Below are 23,516 nucleotides of genomic sequence, written 5' to 3'. Positions count from 1 at the left end.
GACGAGGGCGGTCGCCGAGAGCGGTCTCGGGCCCAGTAGCGCTACGTTCCGTCCAGTAGCGGTTCCTCGAGAGTTCGACCGATCGTGTCCCATCACGATTCCAGCCCGTGTTCCTCGACGAACTCGTCTTGCAGTTCCGTCTTGCGGATCTTGCCGCTGCCGGTCTTCGGGAGTTCGCGCCGGATCTCGACGACGCGAGGATGTTTATAGGGGGCGAGTTCCCCGAGGACGTACTCCTCGACATCGTCCTCGGTCAGTTCCGCGCCCTCCTTGGGCGTGATCGCGGCCGCGACGGTCTCGCCGCGGCGCTCGTCGGGGAGCCCGAAGACCGCGGCCTCGTGGATGTCGGGGTGTTCGTAGAGTAGGTTCTCGACCTCGCGCGGATAGACGTTGTACCCCGCGGTCAGGATCATCTCCTTCTCGCGACCCTTGATGTAGTAGTAGTTGTCCTCGTCTCGCATACCGATGTCGCCGGTGCGGAAGAAGCCGTCCTCGGTGAAGACGTCGTCGTTCGCCTCGGGGTTCTCGTAGTATCCCTTCATGACCTGTGGGCCAGCGATGAGGATCTCGCCTTCCTCGCCAGCGCCGAGTTCGTTCCCTTCCTCGTCGACGACCTTCGAGCGCGTGTGGCCAACCGGCTGGCCGACGCTCCCGGGCCGGTTGCCAAGGGACGACCACCGGATGGTGTGGCTCGTCGCGGTCGTCTCCGTCAGCCCGTACCCCTCAGAGAGCGGGACGTCGAACGCCTCCTCGAACTGCTCCTGTGTCGGCTTCGGGAGCTTGTCCCCGCCCTGCCCCGCCTTGATCAGCGTCGACAGGTCGTACTCGTCGGGCTCGTGGGCGTCGAGCAGGTCGACGAACATCGCGGCGACCCCGACGAAGGCCGGAATGTCGTGTTCGTCTAACTTCTCGAGGACCAGTTCCGGGTCCCACTGGTCGGGGCGAAGCAGGTGCAGCGTCCGACCGGCACACAGCGAGGACATCATGCCGAGCATCCCGGTGATGTGGTACATCGGCAGGACGATGATCCCGTCGCCCTCGATCGGGCCGGCGCTGTAACTCGAGACGCTCTGGGCGATCTGGACCCGAAAGTTGCGGTGGGTCAGCAGGACGCCCTTCGGTTTGCCCGTCGTCCCCGAGGTGTAGGGCTGGAGCAACACGTCGTCGTCCTCGCGGTCGACCACGTCCGGGTCGGCGTCGGCCGCGCCCAGTTCCGGCAGCGACCGGTAGTCGCCGCCGGAGGTCGTGGCGACGATCTCCGTCTCGAGGTCGGCGACGGCCTCGACGACGTAGTCGTCGGGCTCGCCCTCGACGAGGACCGCCTTCGCGTCAGCGTGCTCGAGCTGGTAGGCGATCTCACGACGGCGGTACTCGGGGTTCAGCGGGCTCGCGATGACCCCGGCGTGACAGCAGGCCCAGACTGCAGTGCAGAAGGGAATGCCATTAGGCATGTAGAGCCCGACCCGGTCGCCGGCCTCGAGGCCGAGTTCCCGAAGCCCGTCGGCGAAGCGCTCGACGCGGTCGCCGAACTCGCGGTAGGTGATCGTTTCGCCGGCGTGTTCGATCGCGAGCGCGTCCGGCTCGTCCGCTATCGCTCGCTCGAGCAGGTGTGCGACGTTCCCATCGTAGGGGGCCTCTAAAAGCGTCTCTGCGGGGACGACATCGAGTTCCATGTGCCCCGCGTTTGTCGTTCGGGATGAAAAATATACGGGTGGTGGTAACAGAGGACGTGTTTCGGGTCCCCAAGGGGAGTGTCTCGAGTCCGGTCGGCCTACTCGCCGAGACGCGGGAGCCCCTTGATCTCGACCGTCTCGCCGACCATGTAGGAGGAAGCCGGACTGGCGAGGAACTGCGCGAGGTCCGCGACCTCCTCGGGTTTGCCGATGGTGCGGTCCGGTGAGGTGCGGGCGATCTCGTCGGCGTCGTCCTCGACGCCCATCTGGGTGCGGACGCCCTCCGTCGCGACGAGGCCGGGCGCGATGCAGTTGACCCAGACGCCGTCTTCGGCCCAGTCGGCCGCGGAGGAGGTGGTGAAGTTGACGACGCCGGCTTTGGCCGCGCCGTAGTGGCTCATCGTCTTCGAGCCCCGGGTGCCCGCGACGCTGGCGAAGTTGACGATCCGGCCGCCGCCGTTGTCCCGCATATACTCGACGGCGAGTTGCGAGCAGTGGAAGGTGCCGTGGAGGTTGATGTCGACGATCGTCTTCCAGCCGTTCTCGCTAATTTCCGAGGGTGGCGCCTGAAAGCTCGCCCCCGCGTTGTTGATCAGGATGTCGAGGCCGCCGAACTCGTCGACGGTCTCGTCGATCATCTCCTGGACCGCCTCGCGGTCGGTCACGTCGCACTCGATCGCCAGCGCCTCGCCCGGTCGGTCGCTCTCGTTGATCGCGTCGGCGACCGGCTCGACGTTTTCCATCTCCCGCGAGGTGACGACGACGTTCGCCCCGTCGTCGGCGAACCGCTCGACGATCATCTTCCCGATCCCGCTCGAGGAACCCGTGACGATCGCCGTCTCACCCTCGACGCTGAACTGGTCCGTCGTCATCGCCGTCCCTCCATGTTCGCCGTGGTCTGAGCAGCCGATACGCCGGTTCCAGCGGTGACAGTGACTGGCATTCGTGTCTACGGATTCATCGACGTTCATTATAAGCTATTCGACCGGTGTGGGGGAGAGCGCTCGAGTCGGCCAGTGGTAGCGGAACCGAGCGACACGCGATCGGCCGACCACGTGCGGGTGGCGCGCGCTGGGCCGCGGTTTGCCTTGGCGAACCGCGGTCCGACGCCGTGCGAGGTCTTCGCGAGCCTGCGAGCGAAGTCGTTCGAGACGGCTTCGCCGTCTCGTGATGCCGAAAACGCGACGCGTTTTCGAGCAGCTCGGAAGACGCAATGCGTCTTCCGGTGGATGAGCGAGGGAGCCCTGTGACCGAGCGTTAGCGCGGGACCTGCGGTCCCGCGAACCATCCGAACGGCGCGGAGCGCCGTGAGGAGAAATCGGCTGGGGAGGACGTCGAAATCCCTTGTGTCCACGGAAGCAGACGCTCGGTTGCCCTCCGGTAGATGAACTATCGAAACCGGCTGCCTCTCACACAACCCTCGGATACGATCGACCCGGGTTCCGAGAGAGGTACTGTTATGCCAGTCGTGCTCAAATCGTCGTGGCAATGCAAGGCGGAGACGGCCCCGACCGACAGCGCAGGACGACCGAACGACCGGCGACGATCGGCAGCGAGCCCACAGAGGTGACTCGAGATGCCGAATAGACCGATCGAGGAACTCGAGGCGATGGTTGGCGACAGCCGCGTCACCGTCGAAGAGTTCCGCGTCGAGGCCGGCAAGGTCGAAGAGTTCGCGCGCGCGATCACGTCCGAAGACCCGATCTTCCGCGACGAGGCGGCGGCCGCCGAGCGGGGCTACGACCGCGTGCCCGCGCCGCTGACCTACAGCCAGGTCGGCCGGTTCCCGCGGTACACCCCCGAAGACGTCGACGGGAAGGGCTTCGACCTGGCCTTCCAGCCCGAGTACGTCCTCCACGGCGAGCAACACCACGAGTACGAGCGCCCGATGGCCGTCGGCGACGTCCTCGAGGGGACGACCACGCTCGCGGATGTCTTCCAGCGCGAGGGACCGCGTGCGGGCACGATGACATTCGCCGTCCTCGAGACCGAGTACCGAAATCGAGACGACGAACTCGTGTTAACCGACCGCACGACCGCCATCGAGACCTCGGGAGCGGTCGACGACGACGCCGACGAGGAGAGCACCGAAAGCGAGAGTGACGACGCCTCGAGCGAATCCGCCGAGGCAGCGACGAACGGCGGCGCCGCCGCGGCCGAGTCGGACGTGCCGCCGGCGACCGTCGGCAACTTCGATCGCGTCGGCGACCTCGCCGACATCGCGGTCGGCGACACCGGTCCGAACGTCGTCGTCGAGGACCTCGATCGCCAGCAGTTCGTCAAGTACGCCGGCGCGAGCGGCGACTTCAACCCGATCCACTACGACGAGCCCTACGCCACGGCCGCGGGCAACGAGAGCGTCTTCGGGCAAGGGATGTTCACCGCCGGCGTCACCTCCCGCGTCGTCGCGAACTGGTTCGAACTGCGGGATATTTCGAGCTTCGGCGTCCGGTTCCAGTCGCGGGTCTTCCCCGGCGACACCGTCGTCGCCAGCGGCGAGGTCGTCGAGATCAACGAGGCCGACGGAACGGTGGAGATCGAACTCGAAGCGTGGACGGACGGCGGCGAGACGCTGCTGACCGGGACGGCGACGGCCAACCTCGAGTGAAAAGACGGTCGCTGCTTTTCGAAGGGGCGCTCACTCCGGCACGAACACCGGCATGGCGGCCTCGTCGGAGATCCGCCAGAACCGTACCGCGACGGGCGTCCCGACCTCGAGGTCGTCGGGATCGGCGTCGATCATCGCGAGCAGCCGCGGCCCCTCGGCGAGTTCGATCGCGCCGACGACGTACGGGGTTCGGTCGCCGAAACCGGGTTCGCCGGGGACGTGGCAGACGGTGTAGGTGTAGATCGTTCCGACGCCCTCGCTCTCCTCGAACGGCGGGTCCTCCGCGCCGCAGTCGGTACAGACCGCCCGCGGGTAGAGCTGGCGGTTGCCGCAGTCACACTCCTGAAAGAGGAGGTCGCCCTCGAGCGTGGCCTCCCAGAACGGTTCCGTCGCGCCGGTCGGGACGGGGACAGGTCCCTCCCACTCCTCGCGGCGGTCCTCGACGGGCGCGTTCATGCTTCCCTCCGGAGGACGACGGTGCTACTCGAGGATAGGATGCCGCCGGTGCCGTGGGCGACCGCGACCTCGGCGTCGTCGACCTGGCGCTCGCCCGTGTAATCGCCCCGAAGCTGTCGGACGGCCTCGATGAGGACGAAGACGCCGAAGTGACCTGGATGGCAGTACGAGAGGCCGCCGCCCTGCGTGTTCATCGGGAGCTCGCCGCCGGGGGCGGTCGTCCCGCCCGAGACGAACTCGCCGCCCTCGCCCTTTTCGCAGAAGCCGAGGTCCTCGAGGGTCACCAACGCGGTGTAGGTAAACGAGTCGTATAGCTGGGCGACGTCGACGTCGTCGTGGGTAATCCCGGCTTGCTCGAAGGCTTTCGGTCCCGTGACCGCCGCGCCGGTCGTCGTCATGTCGGGCATTTCGCTGATGTCCTGACGGTGGGTGCTCGTCGAGGCGACGCCCGCGACCGAAATCGGGGGGACCCCGAGTTCGCGGGCCTTCTCCTCGCTGACGAGGACGACCGCCCCGCCACCGTCGGAGACCAGACAGCAGTCCAGCAGGTTGAACGGCTCGGCGATCTGTCGCGACTCGAGCACGTCGTCGACGGTAATCGGCTCCTGCTGAGCGGCTTTGGGGTTCATCGACGCCCACTCGCGGGTCGCGACCGCGATCTCAGCCAGCTGCTTCTCGGTCGTCCCGTACTCGTGCATGTGCCGGCGGGCGGCCATCGCGTACGCCCCCGGCGGTCGGAACAGGCCTGTGGGTCGAACGAAGCCGTCGACGGGATGGGTGACCTCGAGCGACTGGTCCCTGCCGGGCCCGGTCTTGCCCGTCGAGCCGTAGGCGACGACCACCACGTCGGCCTCGTCGCGGGCCATCGCGTCGCGGACGTGGCCACAGAAGTGCTCGAACGACGAACCGCCGATCTCCGTGCCCTCGAGGAACGAGGGCTCCTCGAGGTCGAGGTACTCCGAAAGGATCAGCGCCGGCATGTAGTCGTTCCCGCCGGCGACCGCGACGCCGTCGACCTCCTCGAGGGCACAGCCGGCGTCCTCTAAGGCGCGAACGGTCGCGATCGCCGCGTTGTCGAGCCAGTTCCGGTCGGGGGTCTCGCCGAGGTCGCTCTCGGCGACGCCCGCCAGGATCGGTTCAGCCACGGGTCTCCCTCCGTCTCGCGGACCGTGTCATCGTCTCCCGATATCGTCACCGAACCCAAATAACTTGTGGTAGAGGGTACCAATGCACGTATTCTTGCTCTCGGGTCGGCTCGCGTGACCGCTGGCGGTGCAGAGAGCCGCGAACGGACCGCGAGTCGGTCACAGGCCCGGCGTCAGCACGCCACACATGGATACTATTTTATATCATTCCATGATACCAATACCCATGGATTTGGCAAGCGTTAGCGAGGGTGCCAGAGCCGGCAACGTCGCCCGACTCCACGACGAGACGGTGCGCCACCACGGGGACGCGCAGGCGATCGAATACCACGGACAGACGCTGACTCACGAGGATCTCCAGGCCGCGAGTTCGCGCTTCGCCGGCGGGCTGGCCGACCTCGGGATCGAACCCGGCGACGTGATGCTGCAGTACCTGCCGAACTGCCCGCCGTACCTGATCGGCGCGCTCGGCGCGTTCAAAGCCGGCGCGATCGTCTCGCCGGTCAACCCCCAGTACCGCAAACGCGAGCTGACCTACCAACTCGAGGACACCGAGGCCACAGCCGTCCTCACGCACGTCGCGTTAGAACCGTATCTCGAGGAGGCCCTCGAGGCGATCGACTGGGACCCGGCGGTCATCTCGGTCGACTCCGAGAGCGAGGGCGTCCACGCCTTCGAGGATGTCCGCGGCGAGGAGACGTTCGTCGAGCGCGACGACGACGATGTGGCGCTCCTGCCCTACACCTCCGGGACGACAGGCAAGCCCAAGGGCGTCCAACTGACCCACCGCAACTTCCGCGCCCAGACGTTCTCGGTGCTCTCCCAGGAGAGCGAACTCGACGACGAGGACGTACGCAGCCTCGTCTGGCTGCCGCTGTATCACATCACCGGCTTCACCCACACCGCGTGGCAGCCGCTGGTCCGGGGCGGGAGCGTCTACCTGCGGAGTGCGGCCAACTGGGACGGCGACGCCGCGATGGAACTGATCGAGGAAGCCGGCATCACCCACTACGTCGGCGTCACCGCGATGTACGTCGACATGATCAACAGCGAGCGCTTCGGCGAGTACGATCTGACCAGCCTCGAGTCGGCCGGCGAGGGCGGCGCGAAGATGTCCGTCGCGGTCCAAGAGGAGTTCGAGGAGACCGCGGGCGTCGAGATGAGCGAGGGGTACGGCCTGACCGAGACCAACGGCGCGACCCACTCCCAGAGCGGGTCGACCTTCGGCCTCCGTCACGGCACGATCGGCCAGCCGACCCGGATGACCGAGGCCAAGATCGTCGACGGGAGCGGCGAGACGGTCGCCATCGGCGAGGAGGGCGAACTCCTCGTCCGCGGCCCGCAGGTCATGAAGGGCTACCACGGGATGCCCGAGGCGACCGAGCGGGCCTTCACCGACGACGGCTGGTTCCGCACCGGCGATATCGCCCGCCGGGACGCCGACAACTACTACGAGATCGTCGACCGCAAGAAGCACATGATCAACTCCGCGGGGTACAACATCTACCCGAGCGAACTCGAGGAGCTCCTCTCGGAACACGAGGCCGTCGCGGAGGGCGCAGTCGTCGGGATTCCGGACGAGCGGCGCAACGAGGTGCCCAAAGCCTACGTCGTCACCGCGCCGGGCGTCGTGGCCGGCGAGGACATCACCGCCGAGGAGATCAAGGAGTACTTCCTCGACAACGTCGCCTCCTACAAACACCCCCGCGAGGTCGAGTTCATCGACGAGCTGCCGCGGACCACGTCGGGGAAGATCCAGAAGTACAAGCTCGAGGAAGCGGACGGAAGCGAGGACGCCGAGGAAGCGGAGGACAGCTAACGCGTGACGATCGTCGTCTCCCCGCACATCCTCTCGGGCGGCGGACCGCGACTGGTCGCCGCAATCTGCGAGCGTCGGCCGGAGATCGACCTCGAGCACGTCGAAGACGAGGACGACCTCCTCGACGCAGTCGCCGACGCGGACGTGCTCGTCACCCACCGGCTCCCCGACGACGTGCTCGAGGCTGCCGGCGACCTCGAGTGGGTACAGGCGCTGAGCGCCGGGACAGACTTCTTCGATCACGATGCGCTGGCCGACCGCGGCGTGGCGCTGACGAACGTCTCGGGGATCCACGCGAAACCGATCGGCCAGCAGGTGCTCGGCTACCTGCTGCACTTCGAACGGGGCTTCGACCGGGCGGTCGCCCAGCAACGCCGGCGGGAGTGGGAGCGGTACATGGGCGGCGAACTCGGCGACCGAACGGTCGGCATCGTCGGCGTCGGCGCGATCGGCTCGAAAGTGGCTGAGTACTGCCGGACCTTCGACGCCCGCGTGATCGGAACCAAGCGGGACCCGACCGACGCGCCCGACGGCGTCGACGAGATCTACGGGGCGGACGAACTCGAGTCCGTCCTCGAAGCGAGCGACTACCTCGTCCTGGCCTGCCCGCTGACCGACGAGACGCGGGGGCTGATCGACGCCGACGCCCTCGCGACGCTCTCGGACGACGCGGTGCTGGTCAACATCGCCCGCGGCGGGGTCGTCGACCAGCCCGCACTCGTCGACGCGCTCGAGGCCGACGAACTTGGCGGAGCCGCGCTGGACGTCTTCGAAGCGGAGCCCCTCCCAGCGGAGTCGCCGCTGTGGGACCGCGACGACGTGCTCGTGACGCCGCACATGGCGGGCAGCACGCCCCACTACTGGGAGCGCTGCGCCGACATCTTCCTGCGGAACTACGACCGGTTCCGCGAGGGCGAGGCCCTCGAGAACCGGGTCGTCTGAGCGGGCGAAGACGCGGCCGGCTCGCCCCTCGTGCTCGTTTTTTGCTCGAGCGGCCGCGAAACGCGGCCATAGATTGAAGCCCCGTCACGTCGAGGATCGTGTATGTCAGACCTTCGCATCGACGCGATGGTGCCCGGCTTATCAACCGACTCCGGCGACGCGGCCGCGCGTGCCGAGGAACTCGGCTTCGACGGCGTCTGGACGCCCGAGATGGACAACGACGCGTTCCTTCCCCATCCGCTGATCGCCGACCGAACGGACGAGATCCAGCAGGGGACACGCATCGCGCTGTCCTTTACCCGCAGTCCAATGGCGCTCGCCTACACCGCCTGGGACCTCGCACGGTACTCCGACGGCCGGTTCGTCCTCGGGATCGGCACGCAGGTCAAGGGCCACAACGAGCGGCGCTTCAGCGTCGACTGGGAGTCGCCGGGGCCGCGGCTGCGCGAAGTGGTCGAGTCCCTCCAGCACATCTTCGACGTCTTCCAGGGCGAGGCCGACTTAGACTATCAGGGCGAGCACTACTCGTTCTCGCTGATGACGGACAACTTCAATCCGGGGCCGATCGACCACCCCGACGTGCCCATCTACATCGCGGGCGTCAACGAGTACAACATTCGGCTCGCGGGCGAACTCTGCGACGGGCTGGACATGCACGTCTTCAACACCCCCGGCTACACCGACGACGTCATCGCGCCGACCGTCGCCGAGGGGGCCGACCGCGGGGACCGCTCGCTCGAGGACGTGTCGCTCTCGGCGAGCCCGTTCGTCGTGACGGGCGAAACCGAGGAGGAACGCGAGCAGTCCCGCGCGGAGGTCAAGCGGCGAATCGCCTTCTACGGCAGCACCCGCACCTACCACGACGTGCTCGCCCACCACGGCTGGCGCTCCCTCGGGGAGGAGTTACATGAACTCTCGAAGGAGCAGCGCTGGGACGAGATGACCGACCTGATCACCGACGAGATGGTGGCGACGTTCGCGATCGAAGCGCCGCCCGAAGAATTACTCGCGGAGGCGGAGGACGTCTACGGCGGCATCGCCGACCGCATCGTCCTCCCGCTCGATCACGGCGAGGCCTTCTTGACCGAGTAGTGGCGGACCCCGTCGCGCTCTTTGTACTGGACCCGATCGCGGCCCTCGAGCGTGCCGAGCGCGCCGAGCGTATCGAGCAACTGCGCCGGATACCGGACCTCGCCGGCGCGGTGGCGGGTGATCTCCATCGGCGTCGCGGGGCCGACGCTCGCGACCGCCTCGAACGTCTCGCCGGTGAGCGACTCGAGCGCCGATCGCGTGCTCTCGATCGCCCCCTCGTAGTCGGTAAAGACCGGTCCGTGACCGGGGTAGACGCGATCGAACGGTCGGCCCTCGAGACGGTCCATCGCGCGGTGGAACGCGTCGACGGCGTCGTAGGCCTTGTAGTCGATCCCGACGTGGATCGCGCCGGGCCGGAACGGCTCGATGAGCGCGTCGCCGCTGAACAGCGCGCGCTCGCCGTTCAGTTCCGTCGCGAGGCTTGCATGGTGAATCTGGTGGCCGGGCGTGTGGATCGCTTCGAACTCGCGGCCCGCGACGGTAAACGGCTCGTCGAACTCGAACGGGACAGCCTCGTCGGGCGCGAGCAACCGCCGGTTGCGCCGCAGTGACGACTGGGCGCGCTCGACCTCGCGTTCGATCGCCTCGCCGCGGTAGCCCGCCGAGCGGCCGACCTCGCGGACGCCCGCCGCGAGGTCGGTCGCGTCGCGCTCGAGTTGCTCGAGAACGGTCCGGGGAGCGTATACGGTCGCGCCGGCCTCGCGCAACAGCGGCACCTGTCCGATGTGGTCGCTGTGCGGGTGAGTGACGACGACCGCTTCGATATCCTCGAGATCGTACCCTTTCGCGGCCAGCCCCTCGCGGATGGTCGCTTCGCCGCGGTCTTCCGGATCGCCGGTGTCGATCAGGGTCGGGGCCGGTTCCTCGATGAGATAGGCCGCGGCGTGTTTCGGCGGCCACTCGATGTCGAAGTCGAGCCGGGAGACCTGCGAGGTGGCGGCTTTCGTCCGCTGTTCCGTCGGGTCGTCCATCGTCGACCCTCAGATGAGTTCGCGGGCGATCGTCCGTTTCTGGATCTCGTCGGTCCCCTCGAAGATGCGGAAGACGCGGGCCGAGCGGTAGTTGCGTTCGATCGGGAGATCCTTCATGAAGCCGGCGCCGCCGTGGACCTGCATCGCGATGTCGGCGGCGTCGTTGGCCAGTTTCGCGCCGCGGAGCTTCGCCATCGACTCCTCCTTGCGGGCGCGCTCGCCGTTGTCCATCTTCCAGGCGGCGTAGCGGTAGAGTTGGCGGACCTGCTCGATGTCCGTCGCGAGTTCGGCCAGTTGGAACGAGATCCCCTGCCGGTGGCCGATCTTTTTGTCGAACGTCTTCCGCTCGCGGGCGTACTCGACGGACATGTCGAGCAGGTACTGCGCCGTCCCGACGGAGCCGGCGGCGATGTTGATCCGGCCGCCGCCGATCCAGTCCATCGCGGCCTGGAAGCCCTTGTCGACCTCGCCCAGGACCTGTTCCTCGCCGACGCGGCAGTCGTTGAAGTACAGCTCCGAGTGCGTGCCGGGAGTCATCCCCATCGCACGGTGAATCTTCCCCACCTCGAAGCCGGGGTTGTCGTCCTCCACGAGGAAGCACGTGATACCGCCTAAGTCGCCGTCGTCGCCGCTCGTCCGGGCGAACACCATCGCGAAGTCGGCGTACGGGCCGTTCGTGATGTAACACTTCTGTCCGCTGATGACCCACTCGTCACCGTCTTTCTCCGCAGTGGTATCCATGTAGTGAGCGTCGCTCCCGTGGCCCGGCTCGGTCAGCGCGAAACAGGTCGTGATCTCGCCGTCCATCAGCGGCTCGAGGTACTCCTCGCGCTGGCGGTCATCACAGGCGAGCAAAATGGGGGTCGGACCGCCCGCGCCGCCGAAGATCGAACTGTGGAAACCCGGCGGCCGGTTCGACATGTGCTCGCCGACGATCGCTCGCGTGAGGATGTCGACGTCGCCACCACCGACCTCTTCGGGCATCGTCATCCCGTAAAAGCCCGCCTCGACGGATTTCTGCCGAATCTGTTCGACGATGTTGCGATACTCGGGGACCTGCCGATGCTCGTCGTCGACGATCTCCTTTTCGTAGTCCGCACCGAGGAACTCGTCGTACTCGTTCTCGAGGGGAGCGACTTCCTGGTCGATGAAATCGTCGAGCGCCTTCTTGATCTGCACGGCTTCGGACGGTTCGCTGAAGTCCATAGCTTATCTCGCATAACTTACTACTTAAGCGTTATCGTGTGATTGGCTTTCAATGTGCATAGGAGCGGTCGGTCGGCCGATATCGACGGAGCCGATACCGAACGCGATGAAATTCGGCTCGGCAGGATTTTTTCGACCGAACACTGCGTTCAGCAGAGCGGAACAGTTTTGGTTCGTTTCGTCGAATGCGGAGTATGGCAACATCGGACACCAACGGGGGAAATCGGGTGGCGGCAGTGGTGAAAACCCTGGACATCCTCGAGGCGCTGTGGCAGGCCGGGGGTGCCGGGGTGACGGAACTCACCGAGCGAACGGATCTCGCCAAGAGTACGGTCCACGCTCACCTGACGACGCTGCGCTCGAAGGGGTACGTCGTCCAGGAAGGCGACGAATATCGCCTGAGCCTCCGCTTTCTCTCCTTCGGCGAACACGTCAAGCACGCCGAACCGCTGTACGCCGCCTCGGAGACGCCGCTGGACGAACTCTCGGCGGACGTCGGCCAGCGAGTGCTCTGTTCGACACACCAGAACGGGCTCGGCACCATCATCAACGTCAGTGAGGGGAGTCGGTCGTTCACCAGCGACATCGACATCGGCACGCACGTCTACCTCCACAGTTCGGCCGGCGGCAAGGCCATGCTGGCACACTTCCCGGAGGAGCGCGTCGACGAGATCGTCGACCAGTGGGGGCTGCCTGCCTTTACCGAGAGGACGATTACGGACAGAGAGAACCTCTCCGACGAGCTCGCGACGGTTCGTGACGAAGGCGTGGCCTACACTCGCGGGGAGTACTTGCCCGGCATCAGCGCGATCGGCGCGCCGGTTCTCGACAACGACGGCACCGTCTACGGCGCGGTCACCGTCACCGGTCCCGAACACCGACTCGAGAACGAGTGGGAGGAAAACGATCTCCGCACCCAGTTGCTGTCGACGGCGAACACGATCGAAGTGAATATGATGTTCTCATAACGGTTCGGCTCTGCTGAACAGACGTGTGGATTGCCCGCACGGGCCAAATGGTGTTCGACGGGAGTGTTCGACCGATACTCGAGCGATCGCCGACCGCGACCAGCCTCGCGGGCCCTTTTGGTTTACAAGCATATGTTTGTAATGTACTGGAGAGTAACTCGCGCAGACGGTCGGGACGCGCGTTCGAGACGAATGAACGGTGGAAAACTCGCATACGATTCAAAGAGTCTCGACGGGGACGGACGGTGTCAATAAGTGGCATCCGATCGGTATCGGATGCCCATACCTACCTATTCTATTTATAACTATAGTATCCGATACGATAGATCGAGTGCCCATCTCAGATCACAGGCCCGGAACTAGTTTCGACCGGCGCTCGAGGCACAGCGCAACGATCGATGTCACCGGTTTTCGCCGTCAAAAGCCGTTTCGGTTCCGATTTTCCGACATCCGGGTCGTTCGGCCGACCTCGGAGAGACCGGATCTGCCGCAGAATCGGTTTCACGTCTCACTACGCGTTTATTCACCCGACTAACCGACGTTCGATCTCGATCGAGGCCGTAGCGACGGGGCAACGACGCACAGCTACAGTTATGATGGGTTTCAGACTGATTCTTCGAATAAACAGTAGATTGATACTCCAGATTGCGGCGATTCGGTGCCGGTGCATCCGACAGCGACGGTTCGGACCGCGTATCCTTCGAGCGAAGCGCGTGAAGCGAGCGCGAGGAGATCGCGAACGCGATTCTGTTCCTCGCCAACGACGAATCCTCGTTCGTCAGCGGTCACGGGCTGGTCGTCGACGGCGGGTTCTCGACCTGCTGACTACGCCTCACGAGGCAGCGCCACGCTCGCGAGTTGGTCGCCCGCGGTGACCGTTGCCTCTTGTGTGAGCGCGTAGAGGATGCCGCTCCGGTCGGCCGACGCCTCGTGGAGCGGCGCGTACGTCGTCGGATGGTAGACCGTCCCGAGCGGGGTTCCCTCCTCGACCGTCTCGCCGACCTCGAGCGACGGGGTCGGCCTGAAGAGCCCCGACTCGTCGGCGGTGACCTGGCCGAGGTGATTCCGGGCCACCGGCAGGTCGCGGTCGGGGACATCGCCGGGGAGGAGGCCGAGATAGCGACAGACGTCGAGCAGGCCCTCGACGCCCGCCTCGACGGCGTCCTCTAGGATTTGCTTATTGTGTGCCAGTTCGGGCGTGATCGACGGGATCCCCGCGTCGGCGGCGACGACGCGGAGTTTGCCCGCGAAGTCCCGTCGATGCCACTCGCCGGGGGCGTCCTCGTCGGCCTGCTCGGACAGCAGGAGGTCAGTCCCGAACGCTTCGCCGAGGCTGCGCGAGCGCTCGTCTCCCTCACGGTAGACGACGTGGGGGAGCATGTCGGGGCTGCCCGTATGGAGGTCGACGAGAGCGTCGGCCGCCGTAACCGACTCCCAGAGCCGGGCGGCCATCCGCTGGTGGAGGCTGCCGTTCTCGTTGCCGGGCCAGATCCGATTCATGTTCTGGTTGACGCTGTCGAGTTGCTCCGGCGTCGTATACGAGACCCGATCGAACGTCAGCGGATTCGCGACCGGAACGGCGACGATCGTCCCCGACAGCGACTCGAGCGAAACGCGGTCGTGGAACCGTCTGAGTACCTCCGTGCCGTTGACCTCTCGACCGTGCTGGGCCGCCTGTACGTACAGCGTCGGCCCCGGCTCGTCGCCGCGGTAGGTGTGGACCGTCGTCGTCAGTTCGACCCCCGACGGCAGCCGTGCGAGCGTGATCTGCTCGGCCGTGTGCGTACCACCGCTCATGAAATGCCGTTCCACGGCCGGCGGTATGTAGCTGCGGCCGGCCATCGGAACGCGAGACCATCACGAGTTCCGTTGGAGGGCTGCAAGGTTCGTCTCTCGGGCCGACAACGACCCTCGGCGCAGTAGCTAAGGCGTTCCCACGCGACGGGAGAACGTATTGATCCGAGTATTGACGGCCTCTGCTCTGGTGCGATAAAAGTGACACATATCTGGTAGTACAGGTATGGAACCGTTCTATAAACATATAATCTGCAGTATCTGTGTGGAGGCCATTACGTCTGGAGCAACGATTGCACGCTCGCTACAGCCGGCTACTCTATCGACGAGAGAACGTCTGCCGGGCGCTGTCGTCGTAGCGTTCCTCGGAAGTTCTCGAGGCACCGTCAGATCACCGGAGAGCGGCCATCGTACGAAGAAGATCGGCGCAGAATCGACAGCGATAGACGGTCGATATCGGTCGCCGTCGAGTCGTACTTCGGTCTCGTCGCTCTCCCGATGCCCGGACTCGCACTCCGAGCGATCGTCGATCAGTTTTCAGTTGGGAGCAGTCGATAGACGGGAATAGTGGCCGATTATCGAGAAAAGTAACTGTATCCGAAAGAGGTATGAATTCGAACAGACGATAGCTATCGATCGCGGCTTTCGATCCGTGTAGTCGGTTCGGCCGACGATCCGCGGCAGGATAGAGCGCTCCGGAACTGGTAGCGAGAGGCAGCCGTCGCCGAATTGCTTTACATCCATATGCCCGTAATCCATTCGGCACCGTCGGCCGGTCGAATCGAGGATCCGATAATGCTGGATCCAGTGCGGCGATGGCTCCGAACGGGCATCTCGTCCGTTAGAGCAGGAGGTTTACCTCGATCTCGTTGGCCGCCTTCTCGACCGTGTCGACGAGTTCTCGGCAGTACTCTTCGTCATCCAATCGCTTAATCGGACCGGCGATCTCGAGCGCTCCGTGCGGTCGTTCGTCGTCGGAGAGGATCGGTTTCCCGATCTCGAACATCCCTTTGAAACTCTCCTCGCGCGCGTAAGCGATTCCGTCCTCCCGGATCGATTCCAGCGACGCGTTCAGTTCCTCACGCTCCGTGATCGTGTTCGGTGCCTGCGGCGGCATCCCCCATCGTCGGACGATCTCGTCGACTTTCTCCGGCGGCAGGAACGCGAGTATCGCTTTCCCCGAGGCGGTGGTGTGCATCCGCGTCTGCCCGCCCGGCAGAAACTGATGTTGAATCGATTTTTCGCCTTCGGTAATCGCGATATTCGTGGCGAGTCCGTTCTCCTCGACGGCGAAATAGACCCGTTCACCGGTCTCTTCTGCGATATTCTCGACGACCGGGGCGACTATCTGGCGGAGGTCGTGTGATTCCTCGATCGACCGACCGAGATGGACGAGGCGAAAGCTGAGGCGATAGGTTCCGTTGTCGTTCGCCAGATATCCGAGCTGATTCAGCGTCGAGAGGTGGGTGTGAACCGTGCTCTTCGGGAACCCGAACTGCTGCGAGACTTCTTTCACGCTCCCGGAGCCGTTCTCTTTGAGATGTTCGATGATCTTGAACGCCGTCCGCACGGACTTGAGCGGTTTCGTTCCGTTCTGGTGCCGGGCCATACCCGATACCGTATCCGTCAGAATATAAGTATATCCGATGATATCGGATGTGAGTCGCTGAGACAAAACGGTGACCGCGTCCGAACCGGCGGCGTGATCGCGGCGAATCGCGCAGAAACGCGGCCGCTAACCGGGCACGACGGGTATCAGTTCGTTATCTATCGGTCGAACGCCGTTTCGACGGGTCGAACGGGGAGCGCGATCCCGCTACGTCCCCTGAAACTCGGGGTCGCGACCCTCGAGGCGCGCCGTGAACCCCTCTGTGTAGTCGTCGGTGTCGGTCAGTTTCCGACCGAGTTCTCGCTCGAGTTCGAGGCCCTGATCGAGGGGCGTCTCGAGCGCCGAGTTCAACAGCTGCCGGCCGTACTCTATCCCGAGCGGGGCGTTCTCGGTGAGCGAGTCCGCCCACTCGCGGGCGCGTTCGTCGGTGTCCGCGCCCTCCGCGACGACCTCGTGGACGAGTCCGCACCGTTTCGCTTCGACCGGATCGATGTAGTCTCCCGTGAGAACGAGTTCTTTCGCCTTCGAGAGGCCGATCAATCGAGGGAGGCGCTGCGTCGCGCCGCCGGACGGGAACAGCCCCAGTTCGACTTCGACGACCCCGTACTTGGCGTCCTCGCTGATGATCCTGAAATCGACCGGGAGGACCAGTTCGAACGCGCCCGCGATCGCCGCCCCCTCGATGCTCGCGACCGAGGGGATCCGCATGTCGTCGATGAAGTGGGTGATGTCGTCGAGTTCGGTCTCGAGTTCGAACTCCGCTTCCTCGCCGCGTCGCTTCATCATCTCGAGGTCCATGCCGGCACAGAAGACGTCGCCCTCGCCGAGCAACGTCATCGCGCGGACGTCTTCGTTCGCGTCGACCTCCTCGAGCGCGGTCCGGAGGTCCCGCAGGAGGGACTCGTTCATGGCGTTCCGTCGCTTCGGGCGATTCAGGACGACGTCCGCGCGGTGATTTTCGATACCGAGTAGTACGTTACCGCTTCCGATCTCTCGCATGAGCCCTACTATCACGAACCGTTATATAAATTTTCAGTTAGATAGCGGCGCGGATCGGTCGAAACGAGCGGGGTCACGGTTCCGGTGTGCGACGGAAAAGACGGGCTCCGCTCCCGGGAGTCACCGCTCAGATGGGCGTGATCGGGCGTTTTTTCGGCGGCCAGTCCGAGTCGGACGCGTCGCTCGCCCGATCGAACGCGCGCCGAATTCGCTCGCGCGTCTGTTCCGGCTGGACGACGCCGTCGGTGCCGACTCGAGCCGCCGCGCGGACGGCGTCGGTTCGGTCCTCGAACTTGTCGATCAGTTCCCGTCGGCGGGCGTCGGAATCGGACGCGGCCTCGATTTCCCGCTCGTAGGCGATGTCGACGGCACCTTCGATCCCCATGGCGGCGATCTCGGCGGTCGGCCAGAGCACCGTCAACTCGGAGTCGAGCGAACGCCCGCCGCCCATCGCCACGTATCCGAACCCGTAGCCGCGTCGGAGGACGACGTTCGCGATGGGGACGGTCGCTCGCGCCAGTTCGAAGGGGAGCTTCGCCGAGTGGCGAGCGATCCCCTCCCGTTCCGAGTCCGGTCCCGGCAGAATTCCGGGAACGTCAGTCAGGGTAACGATCGGGAGCTCATAGGCGTCGCAGATCGCTGCGAAGTGGGCCGCCTTCTCCGAGGCCGCGGTGTCGATCGTGCCCGCCTTGATCCGCGGGTTGTTCGCGATGACGCCGATCGGATCACCGTCGAGGCGGGCGAACGCCGTCACGATGTTCCGCGCGTGGGTGGGTTTGAGTTCGAACGTCGAGTCACGATCGACGATCCCGTCGACGATCGCGTAGATGTCGTACCCCTTCCGCGTGTTCGCGGGGATGACCTCCCGCAACCGCTCGAGCGCCTCGTCGGTCGGCGGTTTCGGATCGGCGGTCGGCGGCTCGCGCCGAGCGTTCCGCGGGAGATAGGAGAGGAACGTCCGGATCGCGTCGAGACACGCTCTGTCGTCCTCGCAGGCGAGGTCCGCCATTCCCGTCTCGGTCGTCTGGAACCGCGCGCTTCCGAGGTCGTCCTTGTCGCCGTCGACGCCGAGCGCCGCTTTCACGAGCGACGGGCCGGCGACGCCCATCGTTCCCGTTCCGTCGACGATCGGGACGAAGTCCGAGAGCGCCGCGAAGTTCGTCGGCGCCGCGAAGGCCGGCCCCATCATCGCCGAGACGACGGGCACCCATCCGGACAGCGTCGTCTGCAGTTTCGAGAACCCGTTGTCGCCGCGGGCGAACGGTGCCGCATCGAGCCCCTCCTGAATGCGGTGTCCGCCGCCGTCGTGGAGCATGATCAGGGGGAGTCCGCGGTCCAACGCCCGTTCGGCGACGCGTTTCATCTTCCGCCCGCCGGCGTGACCGATCGAGCCGCCCTTCACGGTGAAGTCGGTCGCGAACAGCGCGACCGGCCGCCCATCGATCTCTCCGAACCCGGTCACGACGCCGTCGGCGGGAGCGTCGTCGCGTTCCCAGTCGACGGTCTCCGGCGTAGTCGGCATCGGTGCCGCGAGGCGTCCGATCTCGTCGAACGTGCCGTCGTCGAGGAGGTAGTCGATTCGCTCCCGGGCGGTCAGCTTGCCTAACCCGTGCTGGGACTCGACGGCGTCTTCGCGGGCCTCGTCCGAAAGCGACCGTTTCGCCTCGGCGACGTACTCGAACGGATCGTCGTCCGTCATTCGAGGAGTCGCTCCCTGAGTTCGACCTTCCGCATCTTGTTCGTCTCCGTCGTGGGGATCTCGTCGACCACGAACGTCTCGTCCGGCCGCATGAACTCGGGGATGCGGCCGGTGAGATGGGACGCGATCGCCTCCTCGTCCAGTTCGTCTCCGGCTCGCGGTTCGACCGCGAGTCCGACCTGATCCTCCCCGCCCTCCGGCGCCGGGATCGGGAACGCGGCCGCCGCTTCGACGGCGGCGTGGCTCGAGACGGCGTCCTGAATCTGCATCGAGGAGATGTTCTCGCCGCGGCGGCGGATGACGTCACCGAGCCGGTCGACGAAGTAGAAGTTCCCGCTCTCGTCCCGGTAGGCGGCGTCACCGGTGTGGAACCAGAGGTTGCGAGTCGCCTCGAGCGTCCGTTCCGGTTTCGCGTGGTACCGCTCGAGGAGCAGTCCCGGTCGCTTCGGTCTGATGCAGAGTTCGCCGACCTCGCCGGGCGGGAGCTCGCGGTCGCGATCGTCGAGGACCGCGACCTCGACGATGTCGTCGCGGACGCGACCCATGTATCGCTCCTCGTCGACGCCGTCGACGACCGGGAGGTTCAGTTCGCGGGCGCGCTCGGCGACCGCCTCGGGACCGAGACCGCGCCGATACGAGTCCGGGGTCCCGCCGAGCTCGTCCGTTCGGACGACGCCGACGATGGGGGAGCCGGTCTCCGTCTGGGCGAACGCGACCGTCACGATGTCGAACCCGAACCGCTCGGCGATCGTCTCGTACTCCTCCGGCAGCGGTTGCATGTGGACTTTGCTGAGCGTGTTCTCGCGGTCGGAATTGGTCTCCGGGGCGTTCGTCAGCCACGGCATCATCACCGAGATGAGCGTCGCCGACGTGGCCTCGTACTCCGCGATGCGATCCCAGAACGCCTGCGGGGAGAACTGGTCCCAGAGCGCGACGGTGCCCCCGGCGACCAGTCCGGCGACGACGTCCGCGTAGACGCCGCCGATGTGGTACAGCGGCAGCGACGTGTGGACGACGTCGTCGGCGTTCAGGACGGCGCGCTTCGGTGCGATGTAGTTCGCGAAGATCCACCGGTGGGGCAGGACGACCCCTTTCGGCATCCCCGTCGTCCCGGACGTGTAGACGATACTCGCGGTGTCGTTCCAGGAGACATCGACGTCGGGCTCGTCGGCGGACCCTTCTCGGAGTTCGGCGAAGGGCGTCGTCTCGAACGACGTCTGCGGCGTCTCCGCACCCGTGTCCATCACTACCACCTCGAATCCGACCTCGAGGTCGTCGCGAACGGCCTCGACGCGGTCGACGTACCGGTCCTCGATGACGAGCACCTCGGGATCGGTATCGTTGAGCTGATAGGAAAGCGCCTCGCCCTCGTATTCGAAGTTGATCGGCGAGTAGACGCCGCCGGCCTTGTTGATGCCGAACATGCCTAACAGCGTCTCGAGCGGGTGAGCGGCCATCAGGGAGACGTTCGATCCCCGTTCGACGCCGCGCTCACGGAGCCCGTTGGCGATGCGATTGGCGGTCTCGTTCAACGCCGCGTACGTGACGCGGCGATCGTCCGGCCCGTAGATCAGCGCCGTCTCCGACGGGATCCGATCGGCGCGCGTTCGGAGCATACTGTCTATCGTTATCTCCTCGATGGGTCTGGCGTCCAACGATTCCGGAGTTCCCATACCTCCCTAATCGATAACTACGATTGATAAGTATTTGGGTGTGTTAACAATGGTCTCGAGCCCCCGTCGGGTACCGTGCGGTTCGGTGGAGACGGCGAACCGAGACCGTGTCCGAGAGCGAACGGTCGAGCGATGTCCCCGAGCGACGACGGGACCGTCGCCGTCGACGCTAGTTGCGGAACCGACGACTGACCCGAATTTTTATCTGTCACCCCGATGCAGGTTGGTACCTGTACGCATGGTTACGACAGAGGCGGACGACTATCCAGCAGAGATTCCCCCCGAGCCCGAGTTCCCGCGGGGCGAGCAACCGCTGCACGAGTACCTCCGGGACCAGGCGGCCGAGACGCCGGACCGCGTCGCGATCAACTACTACGGGCGGGAGATCACGTACGGCGAACTCGACGAGAGCGTCGACCGGTTCGCGACGTACCTCCACGAGCTCGGCTACGAGAAGGGGGATACGCTACTGCTGTATCTCCAGAACTGCCCGCAGTACTTCATCGGGTATCACGCCGCCCATCGGCTCGGAATGGCCGTGAGCCCGTGCAGTCCGATGTCGAAGGAGCATCGCCTCGAGTACCAGCTCGACGACGGTGACGTGGAGGTCGTCCTGGCCCACGACACCTTCGCGGACACCATCGCGGCGGTCGCGGACGAGACCGACATCACGGACGTCGTCTACGCGCGGTTCGACGAATATCTGCCGGACGATCCGGTTCCGGCGATCCACGAGGACATGGCGGCGGCGATCGCGGCCGATCGGCTCGACACGGGCGGCGACGCGGTCTACTTCACGGACGCCCTCGAGGAAACGGACCCGGAGCCGCCGTCGGTCGACCACCACATGGACGACGTGATCCTCTTGCAGTACACGTCCGGGACGACGGGGATGCCGAAGGGGTGTGAACACACGTACTGGACCGTCCTCCACAAGGCCGCGGCGACGGCGACGATCTACGGGTTCGACGCGGAGACGAGCCATCTGGCGGTAATGCCGGTGTTTCACGTCGCCGGGAAGCTCAACGCCGTCGACGCGCCCGTCGTGGACGGCGGCACCGTCGTCCTGCTGACCCGGTTCGAGACCGAGCCGCTCATGCACGCGGCCGGCGCCCATCGACCGACGACGGCCTGGCTGACCACGCCGATGGTCAGGGGGGTGTTGAACCACCCGGACCGCGACGAGTACGACCTGACCTCCTTCGAGGAGATTCCGGCCACGAGCTTCGGGCAGTCGCTCACCGACGAACTCTGCGAGCGCTGGAAGTCGGTCACCGGCTGCGAGATGTACGAGGCCGCGTACGGTCTCAGCGAGACCCACACGATGGACACCTTCACTCGAGGACTCGGCGTCGTCGAGGAGGACTTCATGGGCCGCCCCGCCTACAACGTGGACATCGTCGTCCGCGACTGGGACACCCACGAGGAGGTCCCCCGCGGTGAACTCGGCGAGATCAGCGTCGAGTCGCCGTCCGTGATGAAGGGGTATCACAACAAGCCCGAGAAGACCGAACAGACGATGCACGACGGATACGTGCTCACCGGCGACATCGGCAAGATGACCGAGGAGGGGTACCTCTACTTCCTCGGTCGGCGCAAGAACATGATCAAGTACAGCGGCTACTCGATCTCGCCCGCGGAGGTCGAGACGATCCTCAAAGAGCACGACGGTATCGACAACGCGGTCGTCGTCGGCCGCGACCACGAGAGCAAAGGGGAGGAGGTCGTCGCGACGATCACGCTCGCCGACGAGTCACTGACGGCCGACGACGTTATCGAGTGGAGCAAAGAGAACATGGCGTCCTACAAGCGGCCCTGCGACGTGGTCATCGTGGACGAGTTACCGACGACGGACGTCGGGAAGCTAGATCGGCAATCGATCGAAGAGAGGGTCGACGGATGAGTTTCGAGACCATCGTCACCGAAACCGACGGCAACGTGCGAACGATCACGCTCGACCGCCCGGACGCCGGCAACGCACTGGATACGTCGACGCTAGAGGAGCTCACCGAAGCGCTGGAGGCGGCCGATTCCGACGACGCCGTCCACGCCGTGATCCTCGCGGCGAACGGAAACGTCTTCGTGGCGGGGTCGGACCTCGACGAGATGAAGTCGTACGATCCGGCGTCGTACATCGGCTACCTGGACTCGTTCAACGAGACGATGAACACGATCAGGGCGGTCGACGTTCCGGTCGTCGCCGCGGTCGACGGGCCGGCCTACGGTGGCGGGAACATCCTGGTCGGTGCGACCGACCTCGCCGTCGCCGGTGAATCGACGTCGTTCGGCCAGCAGGAGATCAACGTGGGAATCGTCGGCGGTGCCGAGCTGGTGCAGGATCTCCCGCGGAAGGTCGTCAACGAAATCGTCATGCTCGGCGAACCGTTCTCGGCCGATCGGGCGCGCGAACTCGGACTGGTCAACCGCGTCGTCTCCGATAGCAAGGTCGACGCCACCGTAACCCAGCTAGCTGAAAAGCTCGCCGCCAAACCGCAGGTCGCGCTCGCCGTCGGGAAGCGCGCGATTCGCGCCGCGGAGGACGCCGGTCCGCTCGGAATCGAGACGATGGAGGCGTTCGGTCTCTCGCTGTGCTTCGGTACCGACGATCAGGTCGAGGGAATGGAAGCGTTTCTCGAGAACCGCGAGCCGGAGTTCACCGACACGATCGGCTAATTCCGGTCACACCGTCACGCATCGTTGCGGTTTCGACGAAGGGGGCGGCCGCGGACGAAATGCGTTTCACGGACGCGTTCGCGTCTCGACGGCTGTGACGGCTCGACGTCGTGGCGGTCTCCATCGATACTTGCCTCGACAGGAAGGAAGCCGGTCCGTCACGAGGGAGCGTTGACGACGTCCGACCGG

18 protein-coding genes and 1 pseudogene are annotated in these 23,516 nt (G+C 65.5%); 8 read left to right on the top strand and 11 right to left on the bottom strand.

From position 1 onward, the window contains the following. Positions 1-92: 92 nt before the first annotated feature. Complete coding sequence (locus NKH51_RS16570; RefSeq protein ID WP_254762774.1) at positions 93-1,673, bottom strand: class I adenylate-forming enzyme family protein; 1,581 nt, start codon at positions 1,671-1,673, stop codon at positions 93-95. A 98-nt stretch (positions 1,674-1,771) separates the two neighbouring features. Continuing rightward, positions 1,772-2,545 carry an SDR family NAD(P)-dependent oxidoreductase gene (locus NKH51_RS16565; protein WP_254762773.1) on the bottom strand — a complete coding sequence of 258 codons (774 nt, stop codon included), beginning with the start codon at positions 2,543-2,545 and terminating at the stop codon, positions 1,772-1,774. Positions 2,546-3,249: 704 nt separating this feature from the next. Between NKH51_RS16565 and NKH51_RS16560 the strand changes: the two genes are divergently transcribed. Beyond that, positions 3,250-4,281: an FAS1-like dehydratase domain-containing protein gene (locus NKH51_RS16560; RefSeq protein WP_254762772.1), complete on the top strand. Its 1,032-nt coding sequence runs from the start codon at positions 3,250-3,252 to the stop codon at positions 4,279-4,281. 30 nt (positions 4,282-4,311) lie between these two features. Here NKH51_RS16560 and NKH51_RS16555 read toward each other — a convergent pair whose 3' ends face one another. Continuing rightward, on the bottom strand, positions 4,312-4,737 hold the full coding sequence (locus tag NKH51_RS16555) for a Zn-ribbon domain-containing OB-fold protein (protein ID WP_254762771.1): 426 nt from the start codon (positions 4,735-4,737) through the stop codon (positions 4,312-4,314). Further along, positions 4,734-5,882, bottom strand: coding sequence for an acetyl-CoA acetyltransferase (locus NKH51_RS16550; RefSeq protein ID WP_254762770.1), 1,149 nt, complete (start codon positions 5,880-5,882; stop codon positions 4,734-4,736). Before NKH51_RS16550 ends, NKH51_RS16555 begins: the two co-directional genes overlap by 4 nt. 226 nt (positions 5,883-6,108) lie before the next feature. Here NKH51_RS16550 and NKH51_RS16545 point away from each other — a divergent pair, with 226 nt between their 5' ends. The 3 genes from NKH51_RS16545 (at position 6,109) to NKH51_RS16535 (ending at position 9,735) form a co-directional block, all read left to right on the top strand. Beyond that, complete coding sequence (locus NKH51_RS16545; RefSeq protein WP_254762769.1) at positions 6,109-7,701, top strand: class I adenylate-forming enzyme family protein; 1,593 nt, start codon at positions 6,109-6,111, stop codon at positions 7,699-7,701. A 3-nt stretch (positions 7,702-7,704) separates the two neighbouring features. Next, positions 7,705-8,643: a D-2-hydroxyacid dehydrogenase gene (locus NKH51_RS16540; RefSeq protein ID WP_254762768.1), complete on the top strand. Its 939-nt coding sequence runs from the start codon at positions 7,705-7,707 to the stop codon at positions 8,641-8,643. Between the two features lie 102 nt (positions 8,644-8,745). Continuing rightward, positions 8,746-9,735, top strand: a complete 990-nt coding sequence (locus tag NKH51_RS16535; protein WP_254762767.1) for a TIGR03617 family F420-dependent LLM class oxidoreductase — start codon at positions 8,746-8,748, stop codon at positions 9,733-9,735. On the opposite strand, the gene NKH51_RS16530 is transcribed toward NKH51_RS16535, so the two are convergent. Both NKH51_RS16530 and NKH51_RS16525 read right to left on the bottom strand, forming a co-directional pair. Continuing rightward, on the bottom strand, positions 9,708-10,706 hold the full coding sequence (locus NKH51_RS16530; RefSeq protein WP_254762766.1) for an MBL fold metallo-hydrolase: 999 nt from the start codon (positions 10,704-10,706) through the stop codon (positions 9,708-9,710). The genes NKH51_RS16535 and NKH51_RS16530 overlap by 28 nt on opposite strands. A 9-nt stretch (positions 10,707-10,715) precedes the next feature. Beyond that, positions 10,716-11,912 (bottom strand): acyl-CoA dehydrogenase family protein, encoded by a 1,197-nt coding sequence (locus tag NKH51_RS16525; protein WP_254762765.1) that lies wholly within the window; start codon positions 11,910-11,912, stop codon positions 10,716-10,718. A 194-nt stretch (positions 11,913-12,106) separates the two neighbouring features. Here NKH51_RS16525 and NKH51_RS16520 point away from each other — a divergent pair, with 194 nt between their 5' ends. Then, on the top strand, positions 12,107-12,880 hold the full coding sequence (locus NKH51_RS16520; RefSeq protein ID WP_254762764.1) for an IclR family transcriptional regulator: 774 nt from the start codon (positions 12,107-12,109) through the stop codon (positions 12,878-12,880). A 720-nt stretch (positions 12,881-13,600) separates the two neighbouring features. After that, positions 13,601-13,705, top strand: a pseudogene (locus NKH51_RS16515) (SDR family oxidoreductase); the annotation flags it as partial. Here NKH51_RS16515 and NKH51_RS16510 read toward each other — a convergent pair. From NKH51_RS16510 to NKH51_RS16490, 5 genes are all read right to left on the bottom strand, one after another. Further along, complete coding sequence (locus tag NKH51_RS16510; protein WP_254762763.1) at positions 13,706-14,677, bottom strand: succinylglutamate desuccinylase/aspartoacylase family protein; 972 nt, start codon at positions 14,675-14,677, stop codon at positions 13,706-13,708. An 838-nt stretch (positions 14,678-15,515) separates the two neighbouring features. Further along, on the bottom strand, positions 15,516-16,283 hold the full coding sequence (locus NKH51_RS16505; protein ID WP_254762762.1) for an IclR family transcriptional regulator: 768 nt from the start codon (positions 16,281-16,283) through the stop codon (positions 15,516-15,518). Between the two features lie 207 nt (positions 16,284-16,490). After that, positions 16,491-17,282, bottom strand: coding sequence for an enoyl-CoA hydratase/isomerase family protein (locus tag NKH51_RS16500; protein WP_254762761.1), 792 nt, complete (start codon positions 17,280-17,282; stop codon positions 16,491-16,493). 127 nt (positions 17,283-17,409) lie between these two features. Continuing rightward, the gene (locus NKH51_RS16495; protein ID WP_254762760.1) at positions 17,410-18,981 is read right to left on the bottom strand and encodes an acyl-CoA carboxylase subunit beta; all 1,572 of its coding nucleotides are present in this window, start codon (positions 18,979-18,981) and stop codon (positions 17,410-17,412) included. Further along, entirely contained in the window at positions 18,978-20,654 is a 1,677-nt protein-coding gene (locus NKH51_RS16490; protein WP_254762759.1) for an AMP-binding protein, read from the bottom strand. The genes NKH51_RS16495 and NKH51_RS16490 overlap by 4 nt, the downstream gene beginning before the upstream one ends. Before the next feature lie 238 nt (positions 20,655-20,892). Here NKH51_RS16490 and NKH51_RS16485 point away from each other — a divergent pair, with 238 nt between their 5' ends. Then, complete coding sequence (locus NKH51_RS16485) at positions 20,893-22,557, top strand: AMP-binding protein (protein ID WP_254762758.1); 1,665 nt, start codon at positions 20,893-20,895, stop codon at positions 22,555-22,557. Then, a complete protein-coding gene (locus tag NKH51_RS16480; protein ID WP_254762757.1) occupies positions 22,554-23,327 on the top strand; it encodes an enoyl-CoA hydratase/isomerase family protein in 774 nt (257 codons plus the stop codon). Before NKH51_RS16485 ends, NKH51_RS16480 begins: the two co-directional genes overlap by 4 nt. The last annotated feature ends 189 nt before the right edge of the window (positions 23,328-23,516 follow it).

Origin of the sequence: Natrinema marinum, assembly GCF_024296685.1 — an archaeon.
GTDB lineage: Archaea > Halobacteriota > Halobacteria > Halobacteriales > Natrialbaceae > Natrinema > Natrinema marinum.
This window is presented reverse-complemented; position numbering and strand designations above follow the sequence as displayed.